Annotated in this window: 20 protein-coding genes; 15 read left to right on the forward strand and 5 right to left on the reverse strand. The window is 64.8% G+C overall.

The features are described 5' to 3' along the window. Positions 1-14 precede the first annotated feature (14 nt). Complete coding sequence (locus ACU0DV_RS07945; RefSeq protein WP_100927574.1) at positions 15-1058, forward strand: TRAP transporter substrate-binding protein; 1044 nt, start codon at positions 15-17, stop codon at positions 1056-1058. Positions 1059-1128: 70 nt separating this feature from the next. Here ACU0DV_RS07945 and ACU0DV_RS07950 read toward each other — a convergent pair whose 3' ends face one another. Continuing rightward, a complete protein-coding gene (locus ACU0DV_RS07950) occupies positions 1129-1590 on the reverse strand; it encodes a methylated-DNA--[protein]-cysteine S-methyltransferase (protein WP_100930828.1) in 462 nt (153 codons plus the stop codon). A 125-nt stretch (positions 1591-1715) separates the two neighbouring features. Between ACU0DV_RS07950 and ACU0DV_RS07955 the strand changes: the two genes are divergently transcribed. Beyond that, on the forward strand, positions 1716-2189 hold the full coding sequence (locus ACU0DV_RS07955) for a hypothetical protein (protein WP_100927573.1): 474 nt from the start codon (positions 1716-1718) through the stop codon (positions 2187-2189). 60 nt (positions 2190-2249) lie between these two features. On the opposite strand, the gene ACU0DV_RS07960 is transcribed toward ACU0DV_RS07955, so the two are convergent. From ACU0DV_RS07960 to ACU0DV_RS07970, 3 genes are all read right to left on the reverse strand, one after another. Further along, positions 2250-2939: a TadE/TadG family type IV pilus assembly protein gene (locus ACU0DV_RS07960; protein WP_283982550.1), complete on the reverse strand. Its 690-nt coding sequence runs from the start codon at positions 2937-2939 to the stop codon at positions 2250-2252. Between the two features lie 12 nt (positions 2940-2951). Then, positions 2952-3485 carry a TadE/TadG family type IV pilus assembly protein gene (locus tag ACU0DV_RS07965; protein ID WP_446241283.1) on the reverse strand — a complete coding sequence of 178 codons (534 nt, stop codon included), beginning with the start codon at positions 3483-3485 and terminating at the stop codon, positions 2952-2954. A 101-nt stretch (positions 3486-3586) separates the two neighbouring features. After that, a complete protein-coding gene (locus tag ACU0DV_RS07970) occupies positions 3587-5425 on the reverse strand; it encodes a pilus assembly protein TadG-related protein (RefSeq protein WP_446241282.1) in 1839 nt (612 codons plus the stop codon). Positions 5426-5765: 340 nt separating this feature from the next. On the opposite strand from ACU0DV_RS07970, the gene ACU0DV_RS07975 reads away from it, so the two are divergent. The 13 genes from ACU0DV_RS07975 to ACU0DV_RS08035 all read left to right on the forward strand — a co-directional run bounded on the left by ACU0DV_RS07975 (position 5766) and on the right by ACU0DV_RS08035 (position 22882). Continuing rightward, entirely contained in the window at positions 5766-7190 is a 1425-nt protein-coding gene (locus ACU0DV_RS07975; protein WP_283982553.1) for a Glu/Leu/Phe/Val family dehydrogenase, read from the forward strand. A gap of 446 nt (positions 7191-7636) precedes the next feature. Then, positions 7637-9514, forward strand: coding sequence for a pilus assembly protein TadG-related protein (locus ACU0DV_RS07980; RefSeq protein ID WP_446241281.1), 1878 nt, complete (start codon positions 7637-7639; stop codon positions 9512-9514). Positions 9515-9667: 153 nt separating this feature from the next. Beyond that, entirely contained in the window at positions 9668-11656 is a 1989-nt protein-coding gene (locus ACU0DV_RS07985; RefSeq protein ID WP_446241280.1) for a pilus assembly protein TadG-related protein, read from the forward strand. Next, the gene (locus ACU0DV_RS07990) at positions 11653-12204 is read left to right on the forward strand and encodes a TadE/TadG family type IV pilus assembly protein (protein WP_446241279.1); all 552 of its coding nucleotides are present in this window, start codon (positions 11653-11655) and stop codon (positions 12202-12204) included. Before ACU0DV_RS07985 ends, ACU0DV_RS07990 begins: the two co-directional genes overlap by 4 nt. A gap of 5 nt (positions 12205-12209) precedes the next feature. Beyond that, positions 12210-12767: a TadE/TadG family type IV pilus assembly protein gene (locus ACU0DV_RS07995; RefSeq protein WP_370313665.1), complete on the forward strand. Its 558-nt coding sequence runs from the start codon at positions 12210-12212 to the stop codon at positions 12765-12767. Between the two features lie 196 nt (positions 12768-12963). Next, positions 12964-14217 carry a sarcosine oxidase subunit beta family protein gene (locus ACU0DV_RS08000; protein WP_446269799.1) on the forward strand — a complete coding sequence of 418 codons (1254 nt, stop codon included), beginning with the start codon at positions 12964-12966 and terminating at the stop codon, positions 14215-14217. A gap of 121 nt (positions 14218-14338) precedes the next feature. Next, the gene (locus ACU0DV_RS08005; RefSeq protein WP_446241277.1) at positions 14339-14602 is read left to right on the forward strand and encodes a sarcosine oxidase subunit delta; all 264 of its coding nucleotides are present in this window, start codon (positions 14339-14341) and stop codon (positions 14600-14602) included. Next, on the forward strand, positions 14592-17522 hold the full coding sequence (locus tag ACU0DV_RS08010; protein ID WP_446241276.1) for a sarcosine oxidase subunit alpha family protein: 2931 nt from the start codon (positions 14592-14594) through the stop codon (positions 17520-17522). The genes ACU0DV_RS08005 and ACU0DV_RS08010 overlap by 11 nt, the downstream gene beginning before the upstream one ends. Beyond that, entirely contained in the window at positions 17515-18054 is a 540-nt protein-coding gene (locus ACU0DV_RS08015) for a sarcosine oxidase subunit gamma (protein WP_446241275.1), read from the forward strand. The genes ACU0DV_RS08010 and ACU0DV_RS08015 overlap by 8 nt, the downstream gene beginning before the upstream one ends. A 33-nt stretch (positions 18055-18087) precedes the next feature. Further along, entirely contained in the window at positions 18088-18372 is a 285-nt protein-coding gene (locus tag ACU0DV_RS08020) for a hypothetical protein (RefSeq protein ID WP_100927561.1), read from the forward strand. Between the two features lie 87 nt (positions 18373-18459). Beyond that, entirely contained in the window at positions 18460-20487 is a 2028-nt protein-coding gene (gene dnaG, locus ACU0DV_RS08025; RefSeq protein WP_446241273.1) for a DNA primase, read from the forward strand. A gap of 118 nt (positions 20488-20605) precedes the next feature. Further along, entirely contained in the window at positions 20606-22597 is a 1992-nt protein-coding gene (gene rpoD, locus ACU0DV_RS08030; RefSeq protein ID WP_446273538.1) for an RNA polymerase sigma factor RpoD, read from the forward strand. A 9-nt stretch (positions 22598-22606) separates the two neighbouring features. Then, positions 22607-22882, forward strand: coding sequence for an HlyU family transcriptional regulator (locus ACU0DV_RS08035; RefSeq protein WP_283982561.1), 276 nt, complete (start codon positions 22607-22609; stop codon positions 22880-22882). A 122-nt stretch (positions 22883-23004) separates the two neighbouring features. On the opposite strand, the gene ACU0DV_RS08040 is transcribed toward ACU0DV_RS08035, so the two are convergent. Further along, entirely contained in the window at positions 23005-23676 is a 672-nt protein-coding gene (locus ACU0DV_RS08040) for an SDR family oxidoreductase (RefSeq protein ID WP_446241272.1), read from the reverse strand. Positions 23677-23807 lie beyond the last annotated feature (131 nt).

Here is a 23807-nt window from a genome sequence, read left to right on the forward strand (position 1 = left end):
TCAGGGAGGATCCAATGAAGACGTTGAAGACACTGTTTGCAGGCACGGCGTGCGCGCTGGCCATGACACAGGGCGCCACGGCGCAGGAGGTGCAGCTGAACCTGCACCAGATGCTGCCGCCGCAGGCCGCCGTGCCGCAGGAAATCCTGCTGCCGTGGATCGAGAAGGTGGAGGCCGATTCCGATGGCCGCATCAAGATCGACCACTACCCGTCCATGCAGCTTGGCGGCGTGCCGCCGGAACTGTACGACCAGGCTGTCGACGGTCTGGCGGACATCATCTGGACGGTGGTCGGCTACACGCCGGGCCGTTTCCCGTCGACCGAGGTTTTCGAGCTGCCCTTCATGGTCGAGGACCCGCGCGCCGCGTCCTGCGCGTACTGGAAGATGTACGAGAAGGACATGGCAGAGACGGAGTTCGGCGACGTGAAGATGCTGGGCACCTGGGTGCACGGCCCCGGCATGTTCCACACCAAGAACCCGGTGCAGACGCCCGAGGACCTCGTGGGCATGAAGATCCGCGGCGGCTCGCGGCTGGTGAACCAGTTGCTGGAGGCTGCAGGCGCAGAGCCGGTGGGCATGCCCGTACCGGCGGTGTCCGAGGGGCTGTCCAAGGGCGTGATCGACGGCACGACCATCCCGTGGGAAGTGACCTCGGCCCTCAAGGTGCCGGAGCTGGTGTCCAACCACACCGAGTTCGAGGGCCCGGCGCTTTACACGCTGACCTTCGTCATGGCGATGAACAAGGACGTCTACGATTCCATGCCCGAGGACCTGCAAAAGGTCATCGACGACAACTCCGGCCTGAACTTCTCGGTCTTTGCGGGCGGTACGCAGACGGACGCCGACGCCCCGGCGCGGCAGGTCGCGGTGGACCTCGGCAACAACATCATCACCGTGTCGGAAGACGAGACCGGCCCGTGGCGTGACCTCGTGCAGCCGATCTACGACGGCTGGATCGCCGATCTGGATGGCAAGGGGCTGGATGGTCAGGCGCTGATCGACGAAGCGAAGTCGCTGATGGAAGGCGAGTGCAAGGGCGCGACCGGCGCGCTCTGACAGCTTGTTTCGGAACGGATCGGGGGCGGGGACGGTGTCCTCGCCCTTTTTCGTGGGCGCGTGCCTTCTGTTAGATCAGAAGTCCCGCTGCGCCCTCGTGGCGCAGGAGCCAGACCTTCGTTTCCACCCCGCCGCTGCCGGAGAAGCCGCCAAGCCCGTTTGTCGCCAGCACGCGGTGGCAGGGCACGATGACGGGCAGGGGATTGCCGCCGCAGCCGCGGCCCGCTGCCTGGGCGGACACGCCAAGCGCCTTGGCCATATCGCCGTAGGTGATCGTCTCGCCGAACGGGATCGCGGCCATGAGGGCACAGGCCTCTGCCTGAAAAGGACTGCGGTCGACGCGCCACGGCAGGTCGAACCGGGTGAGCCGTCCCGCGAAGTACGCATCGAGCTGTGCCGCGGCCTCCTGCAGCACGGGCGTGGCCTCTGTTGTGTCTTGCGGACCTTGGCGCCAGCCGCAGGCGACGAGGGCGCCCTCCGCCTCGACCAGCGTGAACGGGCCCGTGGGTGTCGTGACCGTCAGTTCTGCCATGTCCGTCCCCTCCGCGCCGACAGCGCATGCCGCCATTGTCGTCGTCCCGTGGCCGCGCCGCAAGGCATCTGCTTTCCCCCGGCACCGCTTGCCGCTATGACACCGGGAACAGGCGGGGGATCATCATGAGCACATCTGAACTGGCACGGATCGAAGCCTCTGCGCCCCGGCGCATGATCGGGGTGGGGGCGATGCTGCTGCTGGGCGGGCTTCTGCTCTACATCGCCTTCGCCCAGCCGCCGGAGTCGCTGCTGTGGCGGGTGTTCCTGCTGGTGCTCGGCGGCGTGGCGCTCTGGTTCTCGTCGCGGATGTGGGTGTCTACCGGCCATGCGCTGATCCTGACCGACGAGGCGCTGTCCGACAGCGACGGCACCGTCATCGCGCGGTTGGACCAGATCGCGCGGGTTGACCGGTCGATGTTCGCCGCGAAGCCGTCGAACGGGTTCCTGCTGATCCTGAAGGACCCGGCGCCGCGTGCGTGGCGCCCCGGTCTCTGGTGGCGCGTGGGGCGTCGCGTTGCGGTGGGCGGCGTGACCGCAGGCTCCGCGACGAAGCCGGTCGCCGACATGATCTCGATAAAGCTGGCGTCGAAGGGGTAGCCAGGAACGGCAAAAGGCCACGCCAGAGGCGCGGCCCTTCTGTAGTCTCCTGCGCGGACGTTACGCGCCCACAAGCCAGTCCCAGAAACTCCACCCGCCGCCGGAACCGGAGCCCGAAGACCCGTCGGACGATCCGGTGTCGGTCGAGCTGCCGCCGTCGGTGCCCGAATTGCTGTCGCCGCCGCCGGCGCTGGTCGACCCCTCCCACACCACTTGCGAGGTGTAGCGCGGGCTGGTGAAGCTGTATGTCGCGATCTCGAACGGATCGAGGCCCACCTTGAACACCGGCGCGTAATCCTCCCAGGTTTCCACGAGGATCAGCTGTTCGTTGTCCATCGCGGGCGGCAGGCGGTCGATATAGTCGTAGAGGTCGGCCTTCTGCAGCCGGGTGCGGGCACCGTAGGCGTCCGACCAGACCAGATCCCAGTCGTTGAGCTCCGCGTCGAATTGCACAACCGAGGTGCGGAAATCCGTGTTCTCGGTGTCCGAGCGGGTCAGCGCGCTCAGCAGGTTGTGGGCGTTCTGGATGTAGGTCTCGTCCAGCGGATCGGTCTCGCGGGAGATCATGTCGCCGATGACGTAGTTGGCCTTCTGGTTGATGCTCTGCTGGTGGAAGGCATCGAAGTAGACCCAGCCGACCCCGAAGAGCCACAGCAGCGCCGGCAGAACGATGATCGACTCGACGTTGGCATAGCCGGTGTCGTCGCGGGTGAAGCGTCTCAGCGGGGCGGGGAGTATGGAACGGAACATGTGCATCTCTCCTCAGCTGGGTTCGTTCACGAAGGCGTTCATGGCGACGAGGCCCACGTAACCGGCATCGTCTTTCGGCAGGGCTGCGTTGAAGGAGCTGATCAGGGTCAGCGGCTTGAACTTGTAGCAGGCGCGCAGGAACATCATCTCTCCGCCCTTGCCGTTCTGGAAATTGCGCTGCGGCGTGACGGGCAGCGAGTTGTCGTAGCAGTCGACGCCTTCCGGCGGATCGGTCCAGTCTCGGACATCCAGCACCACCATCTCGAGGTGCAGCGTCTCCATGCAGCTGGGCAGGATCTGGGCCCGGTTGCAGATCGCCTCTTTCATCTGTGCGTGCGTGTTGGGGCCGGTGCCCAGCTTCACGTCCCGCACGGTCTGGTCGAGCGCCCGCTCAAGGACGGTGCTGCGGACCGTGATGGTGCCGAGCTCGATCGACGAAATGATGAGGAGCAGGAAGATCGGCATCCACAGGGCGATGGGCACGACCATCGAGCCATCGTCGCCGGCGCGAAACCGGCGCAGGAAAGAGAACTGGGGGCGAAACATGGGCTTGGCCTCGATTAAGGTACAGGTACGGGTTGCCCAGGGGCAGTCCCGCGATTGGGGTCATTCAGGGAGAGGCCGGTGGCGAAGCACCGGCCGTGGGGTCATTCGGTCAGGCGCAGTTCCACAACCACGTCAGAGATCGAGCGGAAGGTGTCCACCAGCTGGCTGCTGTCCACGTTGTAGTAATGCGATGCCGACGACGCGCAGTTGCGCATGGCGGCCAGCCCGGCCTGCGGCGCCTCGACGCCGATGGTGAAAATGGTCACGTCCTGCTGCTTTGCCTTGGCGCAGATCGTCGAGAGGTTGGTGTTGGCCTGCGACGCGTTCACGATGGTTTCCCACGAGTAATACGCGTTGTAGTAGTCGTTGTAGCTGACCCGGCCATCGACATAGGCCTGCCAGTACCACGAGTTCGCGTACCAGGTCGTCTTCACGTTGCCGAAGAGCTCTTGCCAGGTCAGGCGGACGGGCGGGTAGCTGGTGCAGTCGTCCTCGGCGCCGACGATGCCGTCACCGTCGAGGTCCAGCGTTCCGTAATCCACCCCGAGGACGTTCTCGATCAGCGTTTCCTGCCCCGCGTTGTGGCCCGCCCCCTTGTAGCTGGAGCACTTGGCCTTCGTCGTCTCGGAGTCGCCGCCGACCACCGCCACGCCGTTGACCATCTGCGCGGCCGTTCCGGTCACCCAGCTGTAGGGGCCGTTCTTGTAGCGGTAGGAGCTTGCGTGCGGCCAGAAGAAGACATCGTTCGAGTCGCCGTAGTTGTCCTTGACCCGGATCGAGTAGCGGTCGTCGCCCTTGCCGGGCGTGCCGTGATCGTCCACCCAGACGTTCGACAGGGCGGTCGGGTTCAGCATCCATGACTTCAGGTTGTATTCCTGCGTGTTCTCGCCGTCGGTCATGACGACGACGAACTTCATCGTCTGCGTGCCGTAGTCCGAGGGTCGATAACGGGCGGAGGACGGGACGAGCCCGTCGGCCTGCATGTCGCCGATGACCGGACGGGCCGCAGGGTCGAGCAGCGCGAGGCCCCACTTCATCCCGAGGTCGATGGCGGTGTTGCCCTGCGCCTCGAAGCTGTCGATCACGGCCGAGAGGTAGTCGGGATCGGAGCTGTGCGGCACGATCGCAAGGTCGTTGCCCGCGGCGCACCAGGGGTCTGTCAGGTCAGGTGCGTTGCCGTCGAAGGGGTCGAAGTGGGCAAGCTGCTCCAGACCTGAATCGGGGTCGATGGACAGGGAGCTGTAGTCCGACGCGTCGAATATCGCGCAGGAGGAATAGTTGTGCCAGCGGTCGAGGTTGAACCGTTCCGACAGGTCGTCGCCCAGGTTCACCGTCGCGTTGTAGGGGATCAGCGAGACGGTCACGCGGCTGTTGTCGCCGCCTTCTCCCAGAACCGCGTGCACGAAGGTCTTTGCGGCTTCCTTCAGATCCTTGATCTTCTGGCCCTGCATGGACCCGGAGACGTCCAGCACCAGCGAGATTTCCAGCGGTGCGGTGGCGTTCTCGGCAGTGGCGGCGCCATGCACATCAAGCTGGTCGATGCCGATCAGGCCGAGGAAATGGGAGTTGATGGTGCCGTTGCCTTCGGCCCGGACACGCTTTGCACCGAGGGAGTCGCCGGTCTGGACGTCGCCCAGCGTGTCCTCCAGCTTCATGGCGCGGAAGTAATCCTCGACCACGGTCTGCGGATCGCGGGTGTTGCTGAGGTTCGCTGCGGCGAGAACGGCGCGGTCGAGCGTATTCTGCACCTGGCTGCGCTTCAGTTCGGCGTGCATCATGTCGATGCCGATGCCGCCGAAGACCATCATGACGAGTGAGCCTGCCAGAGCGACATAGGACATGCTCCCGGACGTGTCCGCCCGGAAGCGGCCCAGCCAGCCTTCCGTCGCAGAGTGCGACATGGCGGGATTGGACGTGTTCCTGTATCTCTTCGTCTGCATCACGGGCACCTTGGAAAACGGCCTTGCAGCCGGTGGGAATAGAACAATGTCTGTCCTTTCGGACGCCGTTTTTATGCCGTTCCAAGATGGCTAAATTTGGGCCAATTAAAATGCGATTATCTATACTTTTAAGGGGTTTCGGGGACAAAGCGCCCCTGCCGATGCCGTTGTTTCGCACTGGGCTACGATGGCGACGCAAGGTAGCGTCAAGGTTGTCCTGCATTCGCGTCATAAGTGTGCAAATCTGAATCATCCCGACACAGTCTGGCACGCCACGGGCATTGTGATCCCACCCTGTCTCCCCAATAAGGGGTGAAACGACCATTCCGGGAGAGGCGGCATGACAGCAGAACCGACATTCCGTGAGTCAGTGGATCTCATGTACAACCGCGCCGTGGCGCTGATGGACCTGCCGCCGGGGCTGGAGGAAAAGATCCGCGTCTGCAACGCCACCTATACCGTGCGCTTCGGCGTGCGGCTGCGCGGCAAGATCGAGACCTTTACCGGCTACCGCTCCGTCCACTCGGAGCACATGGAGCCGGTCAAGGGCGGGATAAGGTACGCCTCCACGGTCAATCAGGACGAGGTGGAGGCGCTTGCCGCGCTGATGACCTACAAATGTGCGCTGGTGGAGGCGCCGTTCGGCGGCTCGAAGGGCGGGCTGCGGATCGACCCGCGCCGCTACGACGCCGAAGAGCTGGAGAAGATCACCCGCCGTTTCGCCTATGAGCTGATCAAGCGCGACCTGATCAATCCTTCCCAGAACGTGCCTGCGCCGGACATGGGCACGTCGGAGCGGGAGATGGCGTGGATCGCGGATCAATACGCGCGGATGCACACGACCGACATCGACTCCCAGGCCTGCGTGACCGGCAAGCCGCTGTCCGCGGGCGGGATCGAGGGCCGGGTGGAAGCGACCGGGCGCGGTGTCCAGTACGCACTGCGCGAGTTCTTCCGTCATCCGAAGGACCTGGCCACAGCCGGTCTGTCGGGCCGCCTTGCGGGCAAGCGGGTCATCGTGCAGGGCCTCGGCAACGTCGGCTACCACGCCGCGAAGTTCCTGAGAGAGGAAGACGACGCCCTGATCATCGGCATCGTGGAGCACGACGGCGCGCTTTACGACCCTGAAGGCCTGAACGTCGACGCGGTTCACGAATGGATATGCCGACATGGCGGTGTCAGCGGCTACCACGAGGCGAACGCCATCGCCGACGGCGAGAAGGTGATGGAAGAGGAGTGCGACATCCTCATCCCCGCCGCTGTCGAGGGTGTGATCAACACCGACAATGCCGAGCGCATCCGTGCGCGTCTGATCATCGAAGCGGCCAACGGGCCGGTGACCGCCGGTGCCGACGACATCCTGCGCCGGCGCGGCGTGGTCATCATCCCCGACCTCTATGCCAACGCGGGCGGGGTCACCGTGTCGTACTTCGAATGGGTCAAGAACCTCTCGCACATCCGCTTCGGCCGCATGCAGAGGCGGCAGGAGGAGGCGCGCCACGCCCTGATCCTCGACGAGCTGGACCGTCTGGACTCGGCGATGGGCTCCACGTGGTCCCTGTCGCCGCTGTTCCGCGAGAAGTACCTGCGGGGCGCCGACGAGCTGGAACTGGTGCGCTCTGGCCTCGATGACACAATGCGGGTGGCCTATCAGTCCATGCAGGAGGTCTGGCACACGCGCGACGATGTCCACGACCTGCGCACGGCGGCCTACATCACCGCTATCGACCGGGTGGCGCGGAGTTACGCGGCGAAGGGCATCTGACAGGGTCTTGAGACATTGCGGGACCGGCGCAGGTCCCGCATCACACATACGGAACCCCGGGCTGGCAGGCCCGGGTCCGCTATGGCTTTGGGCCGTAGGCGCGGGCTGACGGCAAGCGAACGCGCAGACCCCCGTCCTGCGCGCTTTCGTCCGGTCCTTGATTAGAGTCCGGTCGTCGAGCCACCCTAGCGAGTCTGCGCTTGCCCGCGATTTGCGGGACCTGCCAATGCTGCTTTCCCACTTTCAAAGGTCGCGGCGCAGACTCGCCGGGTCTCGCCGTTTGTCACGTGGGCATGGACGACGATCGCGCGCCTTCTTCTAAAATGCGCGGCGAAGTCCGCTTCGGTGCCCCATTCCTGACCGGAGCCTTGACCGAATCTTACCCGAGAACGGGGTCATCACCCGCCAGGGCACAGACCTTGGCAGACGGACAGGAGACCCCGGGCATGAAAAGGCTCACCCACTTCATCGCCGACCTCGCTGGGGACGAGGAAGGCACCATGACCATCTTCTCGACCTTCATGATGGTCCTTATCCTGGCGATCACCGGGGCTTCGGTCGACATCATGTACCAGGAAGCGACGCGGGCACGGCTTCAGGCGGCACTCGACCGTGCGGTGCTGGCGGCCGCCGATCTCGACCAGCAGCAGGACCCGGTTGCGGTGGTGAACGACTACGTGACCAAGGCGGGCCTGGCGGAACACCTGACCGACGTCATCGCCACCCCCGGTCTGAACGACCGGACGGTCGCTGCGGATGCGGGCCTGATCCTCGACACCTATTTCCTGCGCATGTCGGGGTGGCAGACCCTGCCTGTGATCGCGGCCTCGACCGCGGAAGAGCGGATCGCCAACGTCGAGATTTCGCTGGTGATGGACATCTCCGGGTCGATGCGCTGGAACAACCGCATCACCAATGCGCGCACCGCCGCCAAGGACTTCGTGTCGAAGGTCCTGACCGAGGACAGCGCCGGCGTCACCACCCTGAACCTGATCCCCTTCGCCGGGCAGGTGAACCCGGGCGACGTGATGTTCGACTACTTCCGGGGCGTGCGGCCGAAGATCCAGCAGGGCAACAACGGCTGGGGCAACGGCGATCAGGACGCTCCGGGCGGCTCGCTGTGCACCAACAACGCGGAGAACGCAGACGAGGGGGCCATCGACCCGTCCTGTGCCGACGGCACCGGCACGACCGCCACGGACACCGGCGGCTACTTTTCGCCCTGGCCCCAGCCGATCGCCAACATCGTCGTCTACTTCGACACCAACGGCGACGACATCTACGACCGGGCGCACAAGATCATAAACTTCCCGGACGGCTCGACCCGCGACATCGACGATATCTACCAGGGTGTCGTGGCGTACCTGATCGACCGCGATCCGCTGCTGATGCACCCGGACCAGTTTCTCGGCATCTCGCTCAAGGGCGGGCAGGAGAAGAACCGCTATTTCCAGGTGAAGGGCGACGGCAACGGCCCGTTCAGCGACATCGGCCCGACCAAGAACAACGGCAAGGTCCCGGGCGAGGAGATCGACTATGCCGTCATCGATTTCGCAGCGTGGGCGGCGTCTTACGTGGCTCCGGTGGCGCCGGTCGAGGCAGTCAACGTCAACATGCCATCGTCCTGCGTGGAGATCTACGACGCGGAGTTCGCCAACACCGATCTTCCGCAGTCCGACAACTACGTGCCGCACTTCATGTTCTGGCCCTACGTCCGCGAGGTGATGGACTGGGGCTGGTGTCCGGGAGAGGACACGGCGATCCAGTATTACTCTGACGACGCCGCCACGCTGTCCGCATTCATAGACAATATGCGCATGCACGACGGAACGGGCATCCAGTACGGGTTGAAGTATGCGCTCGCGCTGCTCGATCCCGCGACCGGCAGCGCGGTGACGGAACTCGTGGCCGCCGGGCTGGTCGACAGCCGCTTCCTCGGGCGCCCCATCGCTTGGGAGGACGAGGAGACGGAGAAGTTCATTGTCGTGATGAGCGACGGCGCGGTGACGGACCAGTATCGCCCGCTCGATCCCTTCGCCCCGGTCAACGGCGAGACGGAGCTCGAGACGCAGGGCATCGGGACCTTTACGACTGTCTCGACGCGGGGCAACAGCCTCGACAACCTGCACACTCAGTGCCAGCTCGCCCGCGACCTTGGTGTCACCGTCTTCGCCGTCGCTTTCGAGACGACAGATGCGGATGCGGACGAACTGCGGTTGTGCGCCTCGTCAGAGAGCCATTTCTTCCATGTCCAGGGAACGGAGATCATCGACGCCTTCGATACCATCGCGCGTCAGATCAACAATCTGAGGTTGATCCAGTGACTGGTATAGTCGCATCCTATACTAAAGGAATATGGAGTATGTCATCGACCGCCTCATTCTGGTTAACAAACCCTAAAATCGTCGCAAATAGGCCCGATTGCCCGGTCAAGTATTCTCGAAGCCGTGAACACCCTACGCGGTTGGAGAAGACGAATGACACTGCCAAACTGCCTGAATACGCTGCTTCAACGCCTGATCCGCGACGAATCCGGGAATATGACGATCTTCTCGGTCTTCATATTGCTGCTGATCTTTACGGTCACCGGTGCATCGGTGGACATCATGAGGTTTGAGGCCACACGCACCGTCATGCAATCCACGCTGGACCGCGCGGTCCTTGCGGCTGCCGACCTCGACCAGATGCAGGACTCCGAAACGGTTGTCCGGGACTACCTCGAGAAAGCCGGGATCGCCGCGACGCTGGACAGTGTCACGCCCGAGGAGGGCGTCAACTACAGGACCGTCACGGCGTCCGGCAGCACGGACATCAACACATTCTTCCTCCGGATGAGCGGCATCGACACGCTGACCGCGGCGGCCCTCGCCACCGCGGAAGAAAAGATCTCCAACGTGGAAATCTCGCTCGTGCTCGACGTTTCCGGGTCGATGCGCTGGAACAGCCGCATGGACAAGCTGAAGCCGGCGGCCGAGGCTTTCGTCGACAAGGTGATGACCGACGATTCGAACGGCGTGACCACGCTGAACGTCGTGCCCTTTGCGGGGCAGGTGAACCCGGGCGACATCCTGTTCGACTACTTCCGCGGCGAGCGGCCCAAGATCAAACACGACAACAACGGCTGGGGCAACGGCGACCAGGACGCGCCGGGCGGCTCCTTGTGCAACAACAACGCCGAGAACGCCGACGAAGGTGCGGCTGACCCGTCCTGCACGGATGGCGCCACCGATACGACGACGAGCGATCCCACGACCACCGACCCCGTGGTGACCGCCCCGGTGGAGGACTACTTCCCGCCGTGGTCGCACACGATCACCAACGTGGTGTTCTACTTCGATACCGATGGCGACGACATCTACAACGTTGCCCACCGCATCACGTACTTCCCGGACAGCGCGCCGAAGGACATGGATGACTTCTACAAGGGCGCGGTCGCGGCGCTGTACTACTATGACGGCAGCCTGACCGATCCGTCCCAGTTCCTCGGGATGTCCATAAAGGGGCCGGGGTCCAAGACGAATTACTTCCAGGTCAAGGGCGACCTCAACGGTCCTGAATCGGACATTGGTCCGACCTTGAACAACACCAAGGATCACAAGCTCCCCGGGTACTCCATGCCCTATTTCTGGGTCGACTGGGCAAGCTTCGAGCCGGAATATGTCTCGCCGAACCCGGAACCGGCCCCCGCGCCCGAACCGGACCCGACGACGGACCCCGGCACCGAGACCCCGCCGGCCGAGGAAACCAACGTCAACATGCCGTCCTCCTGCGTCGAGATCTACAGCGACGAATTCCTGACCACGGCGATGCCGACGTCGACCGACTACGTGCCGCACTTCAACTACTGGGCCTTCGACGAACCGACCATGGACTGGGGCTGGTGCCCGAGCGAGGAGATGGCGATCCAGTACTATTCCGCGGACCGCACCGGCCTGAAGAACTTCATCAACGGCATGCGCCTGCATGATGGTACGGGCCTGCAGTACGGGATGAAGTACGGCCTCGCGCTGCTCGATCCAGCCAACCAGCCGGCCCTGTCCGAGCTGATCGCTGCAGGCAAGGTGGACGCCCGGTTCGAAGGCCGCCCGATTGCCTGGGAGGACCCGGAGACCGAGAAGTACATCATCCTGATGACGGACGGCCAGACCACGGACCAGTGGCGCCCCACCGACGCGAAGAACCCGAGGAACGGCGACACCGTTCTGGTCGATCAGGGGGCAGGGAAGTCCTACAACCTCTCGGACGCGCCAACCAACGTCGCAAATCTGCATGCGCAGTGCGACCTGGCCAATGCGAAGGGCGTGACGATCTTTGCCATCGCCTTCGAGACAGACACCGCCGCGGCCAACGAACTCGCCTATTGCGCCTCGTCTGCCAGCCACTTCTTCCACGTCACGGGCGACCAGATCTTCGACACGTTCGACACCATCGCCCGGCAAATCAACAATCTGAGGCTGATCCAATGAATTCGTTTGCCCGGACATCCCGCCTTGGCCGGTTTGCTGGCCGCTTCTGCCGCGAAGAGAACGGCAACTCCACCCTGGAATTCGCCTTCTACTTCTCGATCTTCTTCCTTGTCCTCGCGGCCGGGGTGGAGATCGCCTACATGAACCTGCGTCACGCGATGCTGGAGCGCAGCGTGGACCGGGTGGTCCGCGAGATCCGCCTGTCGACCGGGGAAATCCCGACCTACGAACAGGTGCGCCTGAGCATCTGCGACCAGGCGGTGATCATCGACGACTGCCAGAACAACCTCATGCTAGAGATGGTGGAGGTCGATCCGCGCAACGTCACCATGATGGAGCCGAACCCGGATTGCCGGAATGCGCAGGAAGATCCGCGTCCGGTGCGCAACTTCGTGCACGGCAAGGACAACGACCTGATGCTGATGCGGGCGTGCCTCAAGTACAAGCCCATGATGCCGACCACCGGCTTCGGCAAGGAACTCAATCTGGATACCGAAGGCTACGCGCAGATGATCGTCAATTCCGCCTTCGTGCAGGAACCGAGGTAACCGCCATGACCACGCCGATGCTGCAAAAGCTGCGCCGCTTCGCCGGCAACGAGAATGGCAACGTCACCATAGAGACGCTGATCTGGCTGCCGCTGTTGCTGATGGTGCTGGCCAGCATGTTCTCGCTGCACGATGCCTTCCGTCAGAAAAGCCTGAACACCAAGGCGGCCTACACGATCTCGGACGCCATCTCGCGTGAGACATCGGCCATCGACGGCGCCTACCTCGACGGCATGCTCGACCTGCTGGAGTTCCTGACGCTGTCCGAGGGGCCGTATTCGCTGCGTGTGACGCAGGTGCGCTACGATGCCAATCAAGGCGCCTATATCCGCGACTGGTCGCAGACCCGCGGTGTCTTCAGCGAAATGCGCACCGAGGATCTGGTCAACCTGACCGACCGCCTGCCGACGCTGCTGCACAACGAGCGCGTCATCATGGTCGAGACGGAAACGCAATACGCGCCGCCATTCGAACTGCCGGTCCTGAACGAGGCAGACCTGTTCTATACCTACGGGTTCACCCGGCCGCGTTTCGCCCCCCAGATCGTCTGGTCGGACGGCTGATCCCGGGCGCGGCGGCGCACAGCCCCGCCCCACCATCCGTGCCGGGACCGGCTGGCCTGCCACGCCTTGCCTGCGAAGGTCGCCAAGGCGCCTTTATCCGGTGGAAAACTCTCGGATTTCTCGTGCGACGCATTGATACTCCCGCCGGGCGCTGCTTGACTGCCGCGACGGTATCCACCGCGGCGGGGAGACAGACATGGGTTTTTCGGGCTGGCGCATTCTGAAGGAGGGGCTGACCGGCAACCGCGGATGGCGGCCCCACTGGCGCGCCCCCGATCCGAAGCCCGAATACGATATCGTCATCATCGGCGGGGGCGGCCATGGCCTGGCCACGGCGTTCTACCTGGCCAAGGAGCACGGGCTGACAAACGTGGCGGTGCTCGAGAAGGGCTATCTCGGCGGGGGCAACGTCGGGCGCAACACCACCATCGTGCGGGCGAACTACGGGCTGCCGGGCAATTCCGAGTTCTATTCCCATTCCCTGAAGCTCTGGGAGGGGATGGAGCAGGAGCTGAACTTCAACACGATGATGAGCCAGCGCGGCGTGCTGAACCTGTGCCATTCCGATGGTCAGCGCGACGCCTTCGCCCGGCGCGGCAACGCCATGCGCAACCAGGGCGATGACGCCGAGCTTCTGACGCGAGAGCAGGTGCGCGAGAAGGTCCCGTTCCTCGATTTCGACAACGCGCGCTTCCCGATCTACGGCGGGCTCTGGCACGGGCGGGGCGGCACCGCGCGCCACGACGCGGTCGCCTGGGGCTATGCCCGGGGCGCTGACATGCGGGGTGTCGACCTGATCCAGAACTGCGAGGTCACGGGCATCGACATCGAGAATGGCCGGGTCCGCGGCGTCCAGACCTCGCGCGGGGCGGTCCGGGCGAAAAAGGTCGGCATCGTGGTCGCGGGCCGGTCCTCGCAGGTGGCGGCCATGGCAGGGATGCGCCTGCCGATCGAGAGCCACGTCTTGCAGGCCTTCGTGACAGAGGGGCTGAAGCCCTGCCTCGATCACGTGGTGACCTTCGGCATGGGGCATTTCTACATATCGCAATCCGACAAGGGTGGGCTGGTGTTCGGCGGCGACCTCGATTTCTACGCCTCCTACGCGGCGCGGGGAAACCTGCCGATGGTCGAGCATGTGATGGAGGCGGGGATGGCGCTGATGCCGATGATCGGCAAGGCGCGGGTCCTGCGGTCCTGGAGCGGGATCATGGACATGTCGCCCGACGGCTCGCCGATCATCGACCGGACCGGGGTGGAGGGGCTCTTCCTCAATTGCGGCTGGTGTTACGGCGGGTTCAAGGCCGTGCCGGGATCGGGCTTTTCCTTCGCACACCTGATCGCGACGGGACGGCACCACGCTCCGGCGGCGCGTTTCCGGCTGGGCCGCTTCGCCACGGGCCGCGGCCTGATGGACGAAGAAGGCACCGGCGCGCAGCACAACCTGCATTGACCCGGATGGAGAGCGTGACCTTGGGTATCGGCAAGACATGGCATGGTTCGGGAAGCGCGGCACTGCACGCCCGACCGATGCAACGGCGTCCCGGACGCCACCTGATCGGGGATATGACCGGATGCGCCTGACCTGTCCGTTGTGCGGCGAACGTGATCGCCGGGAATTCACGTACCAGGGCGCGGCCTCGATGCTGGAACGCCCCTCCGGGGGGGATTCACAGGCGTGGTCGGACTGGCTTCACCTGCGCGACAACCCGGCCGGGCTGACCCGAGACCTCTGGTACCACGAGGCAGGGTGCACGGCGTGGCTGGTCGTTGAACGTGATACTGTAACGCACGAAATCCATGCCGTCTCGCTGGTGGAGCCTCAGGATGCGGATTGAAGGCAAGGGCCGTGTGAACCGGGACAGGCCGCTCGGGTTTACCTTCGACGGGCAGGCTTACAGCGGGTTCGAGGGCGATACGCTGGCTTCCGCGCTGATGGCGGAGGACGTGCACCTGCTGGGCCGGAGCTTCAAGTACCACCGCCCGCGCGGATTGTTCACCGACACCTCGGCGGAACCCAATGCTCTGGTGACGGTGGGGCGTGGCGCCGGTGCGGACCCGAACACGCGCGCCACGGCGCAGGAGCTGTTCGAAGGCCTTGATGCGGTGAGCCAGAACCGCTGGCCGTCGCTGTCGCTGGACCTTCTGGCGGTCAACGACCTGTTCGCGCCGTTCCTCGGGGCGGGTTTCTACTACAAGACCTTCATGTGGCCGAAAACGTTTTGGGAGAAGCTCTACGAGCCTGCGATCCGCCGCGCGGCGGGACTGGGGGCGCTGTCGGGGGCGCCCGATCCGGACCGGGCAGAGAAGGCTTTTGCCTTCTGCGACGTGCTTGTGATCGGGGGTGGCCCGGCTGGCCTGATGGCCGCCCGCGCCGCAGCCTCCGCCGGGGCGGATGTGATCCTCGCGGACGAGGGTCCCTCCTTCGGGGGGCGGCTTCTGGCGGAGGTCGAGGAGATCGAGGGCCAGCCCGCGCACCTTTGGGCAGAGGCGGAGGTCCGGGCGCTGCAGGACCTGCCGAACGTCCGGCTGATGACGCGTACGACGGTGACGGGCGCCTATGACGGCGGCACCTACGGCGCGGTCGAGCGGGTGTCCTCTCACATCTCCAATCCGGGCGCGCTGCCGCGCGAATGTTTCTGGCGGATCGCTGCGAAACGCGCCGTGCTGGCGGGCGGCGCGCTGGAGCGGCCCATCGCGTTCCGCGACAACGACCGGCCGGGCGTGATGCTGGCCTCTGCTCTGCGGGGCTACCTCAACCGCTACGGCACCGTGCCCGGCGGCCGCGTGGCGGTTTTCGGCAACAACGACGACGCGCATCGCACGGCACGCGATCTGGCCGCCGCAGGGCTGCACGTCGTGGCGCTGGTCGATAGCCGCCACGATGCACAGAACCGCGCGGGCGATGTGCCGTTCTATCCGGGATGGCAGGTCTGTGGCACCCATGGCCGCAAGCACCTGACCGGCATCACCCTGCGTGCCCCGGACGGCCGGCGGGACGATCTGCAGGTGGATGCCTTGGGCGTGTCCGGCGGCTGGAACCCGGCGATCCACCTGACCTGCCACACCGGCGCGCGGCCCGTCTGGCGCGACGACATTGTGGCTTTCTTGCCGCCTGCGACCCACGTTCCGGGCCTTGCGGTCGCGGGTGCCGCGAACGGAGCCTTCTCCACCCAGGCCTGCCTTGCCGAAGGCGCGGAGGTCGGGCGCGCCGTCGCCACCGAGCTGGGCCTCTCGGCAAAGGTGGAGGTCCCCCGGGCCGAGGATGCGCCGTTCTCGATCCGCCGCCTGTGGACCGTACCGGGAAAGGGGCGCGCCTGGCTCGATCTTCAGAACGACGTGACGGTGAAGGACGTCAGACGCGCCGCCGCGGAAAACTATGCCTCGGTCGAGCACATGAAGCGCTATACGACGCAAGGCATGGCGACAGATCAGGGGAAGTCGTCGAACGTGTCGGCGCTGGCGATCCTTGCCGACGCCACCGGCCGCGATATCCCGGAGACCGGCACGACCACCTTCAGGCCGCCGTATTCCCCCATCGCCATCGCCACGCTTGGCGCCGGCGGAGCGGGCAAGGGACTGGCGCCGCAGCGCTTCACGACGTCCCATGACGCGAGCCTCGCCTTGAAGGCACCGATGATCGAGGCTGGGCTCTGGTATCGTCCGTCCTATTTCCCGAAGGAGGGCGAGACCTCGTGGCGTCAGAGCTGCGACCGAGAGGTCCTGATGGTCCGGACCCATGTCGGCGTCTGCGACGTTTCCACGCTTGGCAAGATCGAGCTTCAGGGGGCGGACGTGCCGCGGTTCCTCGATCTCGTCTACACCAACACCTTCTCCTCTCTGGTGCCGGGCCGCACGCGCTATGGCCTGATGCTGCGCGAGGACGGGCACGTGATGGACGACGGCACCACCGCGCGGCTCTCCGACGACCGCTGGCTGATGACCACGACCACCGCTGCCGCGGGGCAGGTCATGCGCCACCTCGACTGGGTGAAACAGGCGTACTGCCAGGGCTGGGACGTGCGCTTCATCTCCGTCACGGAGCATTGGGCGCAGTTCGCCATCGCCGGGCCGAAGTCGCGGGACCTCCTGAACGGCCTCCTCGATGGGCCGATCGACAACGAGAGCGTGCCGTTCATGGCAAACCGCCCGGTGACCATAGGCGGGCAGGCGGCGCGCCTGTTCCGGATCTCCTTCTCGGGCGAGCACGCCTATGAACTGGCGATCCCGGCCCGCTATGGCGCGGCGCTTTTCGACGAGTTGCTGGCCCGGGCCGAGGCGCTGGACGGCGGGGCCTACGGGATGGAGGCGCTGAACGTCTTGCGGATCGAGAAGGGGCACATCACCCATGCGGAGATCCACGGGCGGACTACCGCCTTCGACATCGGGATGCAGCGGATGATCGCGTCCGGGAAGGACTGCATCGGCAAGGTGTTGGCGGCGCGGCCCGGCCTGATGGAGGACCGCGAGGAGATGGTGGGCCTGCGCCCGGCGGGCGAGGTGAAACTGATCCCGGCGGGCGCACACCTGTTCGACAGGGAGGCCGATCCGGTCAGGGCCCATGATCAGGGCTATGTCACCTCGACGTGTTTCTCGCCGACCCTGGGCGAGACACGGGCGCTTGGGTTCCTGAGGAACGGCCGCGCCCGGCACGGCGAAACGGTCAAGCTGGTCGATCACCTCAGGGGCGTGACCGCGCTATGCGAAGTGACCGAACCCGTGGCCTTCGACCCGGAAGGAGGGCGCTTGCGTGGTTGACCTGAATGCCAGATCCCCCGCCGAAGGGCTGGGCCCGCTGAAGAAGGGGCGGTTCACCCTGTCGGAGGCACCGATGACCCGTGTCACCGCGCTGATGCCGAAACCGGGCGCGCGCGCGGCGCTGTCCAGGGCGTTGGAGGCAGTTCATGGCTGCGAACTGCCCGCGCCGAACCGCAGGTCGGGACCTTGCATCTGGGCCGGGCGCGACACCTTCTTCCTGATCGGTGCCGATCCCGTTCCGGATCTGGAGGCTCATGCGGCGGTGACGGACCAGTCCGATGCATGGGTCATGCTCGACCTGACGGGGGAGGGGGCAGAGGACGTTCTGGCCCGGCTGGTGCCCGTCGACCTGCGCCCGAACGCCTTCCCGGAGGATGCCACGGCGCGGACCCTCTGCGGCCACATGAACGTCCTGATCCACCGCGTGGAAGGCGGCTACAGGGTCATGGCCTTCCGGTCGATGGCCCGGAACCTTTGGCACGAAATTGCCGACGCCATGGCAGGCGTTGCCGCCCGGGGGGAGGCGGGCTAGAACCACTCCAAACTGCCTGCGGAGACGCCCGACATGCGCAAAGCGCTTTATGCCCTTCTTTTCGCCATCGCTGCCACACCCGTCGTGGCGCAGGGCGATCTCGAAAAATGTGCGCAGACCGAAGCCTGGTTCAAGCTGGCCGTGGACAGCCGCGTCAATGGCCGGTCCAAGGCCGACGTGCGCACGGCCCTGCGCGCCGAGATGGAGCGCAAGGCCGCCGACCAGCTTGCCGACTTCGTGTTCACGCTGCCTGCCAACATGCTGACCCCTGCGGTCGGTCAGGCGGCGCGCGAACAGTGCGAGCTTCTGGACAAGTAAGACCGGACACCACTTCCGGCCGCCGGTGTCATGATCGCTGTCATGGCACCTTGAGAATCGCCCCGCCGCCGGAGGATACTGCCTCGCATGAGTCTGCCGACCGGTTTCCTCGATGAAATCCGCAACCGCCTGAGCCTTGCCGATGTGGTGGGGCGCAAGGTGCTGTGGGACAAGCGCAAGTCGCAACCCGGCAAGGGCGACTTGTGGGCGCCGTGCCCGTTCCACCATGAAAAGACCGCTTCTTTCCATGTCGATGACCGGAAAGGGTATTACTACTGTTTCGGCTGTCACGAGAAGGGCGACGCCATCTCCTTCGTGCAGAAGACGGAGAACGTCGGCTTTATGGAGGCGATCGAGATTCTCGCCACCGAAGCCGGGATGGAAATGCCCGCCCGCGACCCGCAGGCCAAGCAGAAAGCCGACCGCCGCACCGTGCTGGGCGAGGTCATGGAGCAGGCGGTCCAGTTCTTCCGGTTCCAGCTGAAGACACAGGCGGCCACCGACGCCCGCGCGTATCTGTCCCGGCGCGGGCTGGATACAGGCGCGCAGGAGCGGTTCGAGATCGGTTTCGCGCCCGCCGGATGGGACAACCTGCGACTTGCGCTCACCGGCAAGGGTGTCTCCGTCGAACACCTCGTGGCCTGCGGCCTCTCGAAGACGTCCGACAAGGGGCGCGAGCCCTACGATGTCTTCCGCAACCGCATCATGTTCCCGATCCGCGACGCCCGCGGCCGATGCATCGCCTTTGGCGGCCGGGCGATGGACCCGGATGACAACGCCAAGTACCTGAACTCGCCCGAGACGGAGCTGTTCGACAAGTCCCGCAACCTCTACAATCTGCGCTCCGCGCGGGAGGCGACGGGCAGGGGGCAACCGCTGATCGTGGCCGAGGGCTACATGGACGTGATCGCGCTCAGCGAGGCGGGTTTCCAGGGCTCTGTCGCGCCTCTGGGCACCGCGGTCACCGAGAACCAGCTTCACGCGATGTGGCGGCTGTCGCCGGAACCGATCATCGCGCTCGACGGGGACAAGGCCGGACTGCGCGCGGCTTACCGCGTGATCGACATTGCCTTGCCGCTGCTGGAGGCGGGCAAGGGACTGCGGTTCGCGCTCATGCCCGACGGCAAGGACCCGGATGACCTGATCCGCTCGGACGGGCCGGATGCGGTGCGGACCTGCCTCGACGCGGCGTTGCCGATGGTCGACCTGCTCTGGCAGCAGGAGACGGAGGGCCGCACCTTTGACAGCCCTGAACGCCGGGCCGCACTGGATAAGGCGCTGCGCGAACGGTTGCAGAAGATCAAGGACCCCTCCCTGCGCCGCCACTATGGCGAGGCGGTGCGGGAGCTTCTGGACAAGCTCTACAACCGGGCAGGCGCGCAGCCTGCCGCGCCCTGGAGCAATGGCAACGGCGGGGGATTTTCCGGCGGCTACTCAGGTGAGTTCAAGGGCGGTTTTTCCGGCAAGGGGAAGGGCGCGCGGGGCCGCCGCAAGTGGAACGCGCCCGAACCGCCCAGCCCGACGGCCAAGGCCTCCATGCTGGTTTCAGGCGGCGAGGATGCCGAAGTCGTCATGCGGCAGGAGATCGTTCTGGCCATTCTCTACCGTCATCCTACCCTTGTAGAGGCGTTCGACGGCCAGCTGGAGAATCTTGCGCCCCGCGACCCCGATCTAGCTGCCCTGAAGGACGTGCTGCTCGACATGGCCGACCGTCCGGACGACCTAGCCGAGGCGGCGATGGAAAGGATCGGCTCCGAGTGGCTTGAAACCCTGCTCGCCGCGCGCCATATCGCGGTGGTTCCATGTATCCGTGCCCAAGGTGCAAAGGACCTCGCGCGGATGACCGTGGCGGAGGAGCTGGCGAAGCTTGAAGCGTACCATGGCTGGAAGGCCGAACTGAGAGAGGCGGAGGAGGACCTCGACGATCTGGCCGACGAAGCCCTGACATGGCGTCTTGCAGAGGCGGCGCGGGCGCGTTCAGCGATCGGCCGGCTGAAAGACGACAACGAGGTGGACTTCGAAATCGGGCCGAATGGCGCCCATATCGACCGGGAAGAAAAGAGCGCCCTTGATTCGCTTCTCGCGACGATTCGATTCGAAAAAGGGCGCGGATGACGTCACTTCGGTGAGAAAAAGGTAAAGAAATAAGGGTAGACGGGTTCCCGAATCACTCAAAGACGCTATTGAGTCGGTCAATCAGTGATTCGTCCTCCCCTTCGATCAGGAGAGCCGCATGGCAGCCAAGGACAACGAAGACGCCAAATCCGACGACCAGGAAGAAGAGATCAGCCTCGACATGTCGCAGGCTGCGGTCAAGAAGATGATCGCCGAAGCGCGCGAGCGTGGATACATCACCTACGACCAGCTCAACCAGGTTCTGCCGCCGGATCAGGTGTCCTCGGACCAGATCGAGGACGTCATGTCGATGCTCTCGGAAATGGGCATCCAGGTGACCGAGGACGACGAGGAAGCCGAGGAAGACGAGTCCGGCAAGGGCTCGACCGATCTTGTCGAAGCCAAGCGCGGCGGCGAGGTCGCGCTGGGATCTGGCACGACCGAAAAGCTCGACCGCACGGACGACCCGGTGCGCATGTACCTGCGCGAGATGGGCAGCGTCGAACTGCTGTCGCGCGAGGGCGAGATCGCCATCGCCAAGCGGATCGAGGCTGGTCGCAACACGATGATCCTCGGGCTCTGCGAAAGCCCGCTGACGTTTCAGGCGATCACCATCTGGCGCGAGGAACTTCTGTCCGAAGACATCCTTCTGCGTGATGTGATCGACCTCGAGACCACCTTCTCCGGCCAGATGGGCGAGGACGGTGAACTGGACGAACCCGTGGTGGATGCGTCCAACGTCGAGACGGGCACACAGCAGAAATCGGACGAACCGGAATACGACGCCGACGGCAACCCGATCAGCCGCGACGATGACGAGGACGACGACGAGCAGGCCAACATGTCGCTCGCCGCGATGGAGACGGCGCTGAAGCCGCGCGTTCTCGAAACCCTCGACCGCATCGCCCGCGACTACGAGCAACTGGCCGAAATGCAGGACAGCCGGATCTCGGCCACCCTGAACGAGGACGGCTCCTTCGACTCCGATGACGAGGCGACCTACCAGAAGCTCCGCGGCGAGATCGTCGAACTGGTGAACGGCCTTCACCTGCACAACAACCGCATCGAAGCGCTGATTGACCAGCTTTACGGCATCAACAAGCGCATCATGTCCATCGACTCAGCCATGGTGAAGCTGGCCGACCAGGCCCGCATCAACCGTCGCGAATTCGTGGACGAGTATCGCGGTCACGAGCTCGATCCGAACTGGCTTGAGCGCATGGCCGAGAAGTCCGGGCGCGGCTGGCAGATGTTCATCGAGCGCTCCGCCGACAAGGTGGAGGAGCTGCGCACCGACATGGCGCAGGTCGGTCAGTACGTGGGTCTGGATATCTCCGAATTCCGCCGCATCGTGAACCAGGTGCAGAAAGGCGAGAAAGAGGCCCGGCAAGCGAAGAAGGAAATGGTCGAGGCGAACCTGCGTCTCGTGATCTCCATCGCCAAGAAGTACACCAACCGTGGCCCGCAGTTCCTCGACCTCATCCAGGAAGGCAACATCGGCCTGATGAAGGCCGTGGACAAGTTCGAATACCGCCGCGGCTACAAGTTCTCGACCTACGCGACCTGGTGGATCCGTCAGGCGATCACCCGGTCCATCGCGGACCAGGCGCGGACGATCCGTATCCCGGTCCACATGATCGAAACGATCAATAAGCTGGTCCGTACCGGCCGTCAGATGCTGCACGAGATCGGCCGCGAACCGACCCCGGAAGAGCTGGCCGAGAAGCTGCAGATGCCGCTCGAGAAGGTCCGCAAGGTGATGAAGATCGCCAAGGAGCCGATCTCTCTCGAAACGCCCATCGGCGACGAGGAAGACAGCCAACTCGGCGATTTCATCGAGGACAAGAACGCGATCCTGCCGCTGGACTCCGCCATTCAGGAGAACCTGAAGGAAACCACAACCCGCGTGCTGTCGTCCCTCACCCCGCGCGAGGAGCGGGTTCTGCGGATGCGCTTCGGCATCGGCATGAACACCGACCACACGCTGGAAGAAGTCGGCCAGCAGTTCAGTGTGACCCGGGAACGTATCCGCCAGATCGAGGCGAAGGCTCTGCGCAAGCTCAAGCACCCGTCGCGGTCGCGCAAGCTGCGCTCCTTCCTCGACCAGTAAGGCGCGGTCATGTCCATCTGGAAGAAACTCTTCGGCGGCGGCGAGGCTCCAAAGCCCGCCGCCGAAGCCATTGACTACGAAGGCTTTCGCATCATCCCGCAGCCGATGTCGGAAGATGGCGGGTTCCGCATCTGCGCGATCATCGAGGCGGATGTGGACGGCGAAACCCGCACGCATCGCCTGATCCGCGCGGACGTGATCCGTGACGCAGACGAGGCGCGCGAAGCCTCCGTCGCCAAGGCAAAGCAGATGATCGACCAGCAGGGCGCCCGGATCTTTTCCTGACGCCCTGGGCTGTCCGGACAGCCCACTGAGTTGCATGACAAGTTGCGCGCCCGAGTGGGCACCCTGAAAAAAAGACGCGCCCGCTGCTGGGCGCGTCTTTTCTTTGCGGAGTGCCCTCGGGATCAGCCGGTCGGCATCACGAAGACTTCCTGCACGCAGGCGCGCGGATCGGCTTCCAGTGCGAACACCACCGCGTCGGCAATGTCCTCCGGCTTCAGCTTGTCCGGCTTCGCCTCGTCGAAGAACGGCGTATCCACCATGCCCGGTGCGATCACCGTGCAGCGTCCGCCCCATTCGCGCATTTCCTCGGCGAGGTTGCCGCCGTAGCCATGCACGAACCACTTCGACGCGCCATAGACCGATCCCTTGATGTGCGTTCGCCCGGCGGCGGATCCGGTCAGCAGCATGTGGCCCTTGCTGGACTTCAGCGCCGGCGTCGCCGCCTTGACGGTCCACAGCAGACCCAGCACGTTCAGTTGCACCAGCGTTTCCCACTCATCCGGGTCGCCCTTCTCTGTCCCGGCGGCGGAGAGACCCGTGCCCGCGTTGGCGAAGGCCGCGTTCAGACCGCCGAAGCGGTCCACCAGCTTGCCGATTGCCGCGCGCTGTTCTTCAAGCGAGGTCGCATCGCCCACCAGGGGAAGTGCGGCATCCCCGAGTTCATCCGCCAGTGCCGAAAGCTTGTCCTCGGAACGGGCGAACAGCCCGACCGACCAGCCGCGCTCCACCGCAGCCCGCGCCGTTGCGGCCCCGATCCCCGAAGAGGCGCCGGTGATGAAAAGTGTCTTGCTCATGTCTTGTGTCCTTTTGTCTTTCATCGGATCAACGTGTGCGCCGCCGCAGGTTTCCATGCGATGCGATTGAAAAATCCGGAAATTCTTTGCTTCGAATGCAAACCTTTAGCGTAGCGGGAACCATTTCCGGC

Source organism: Sagittula sp. (genome assembly GCF_052825245.1).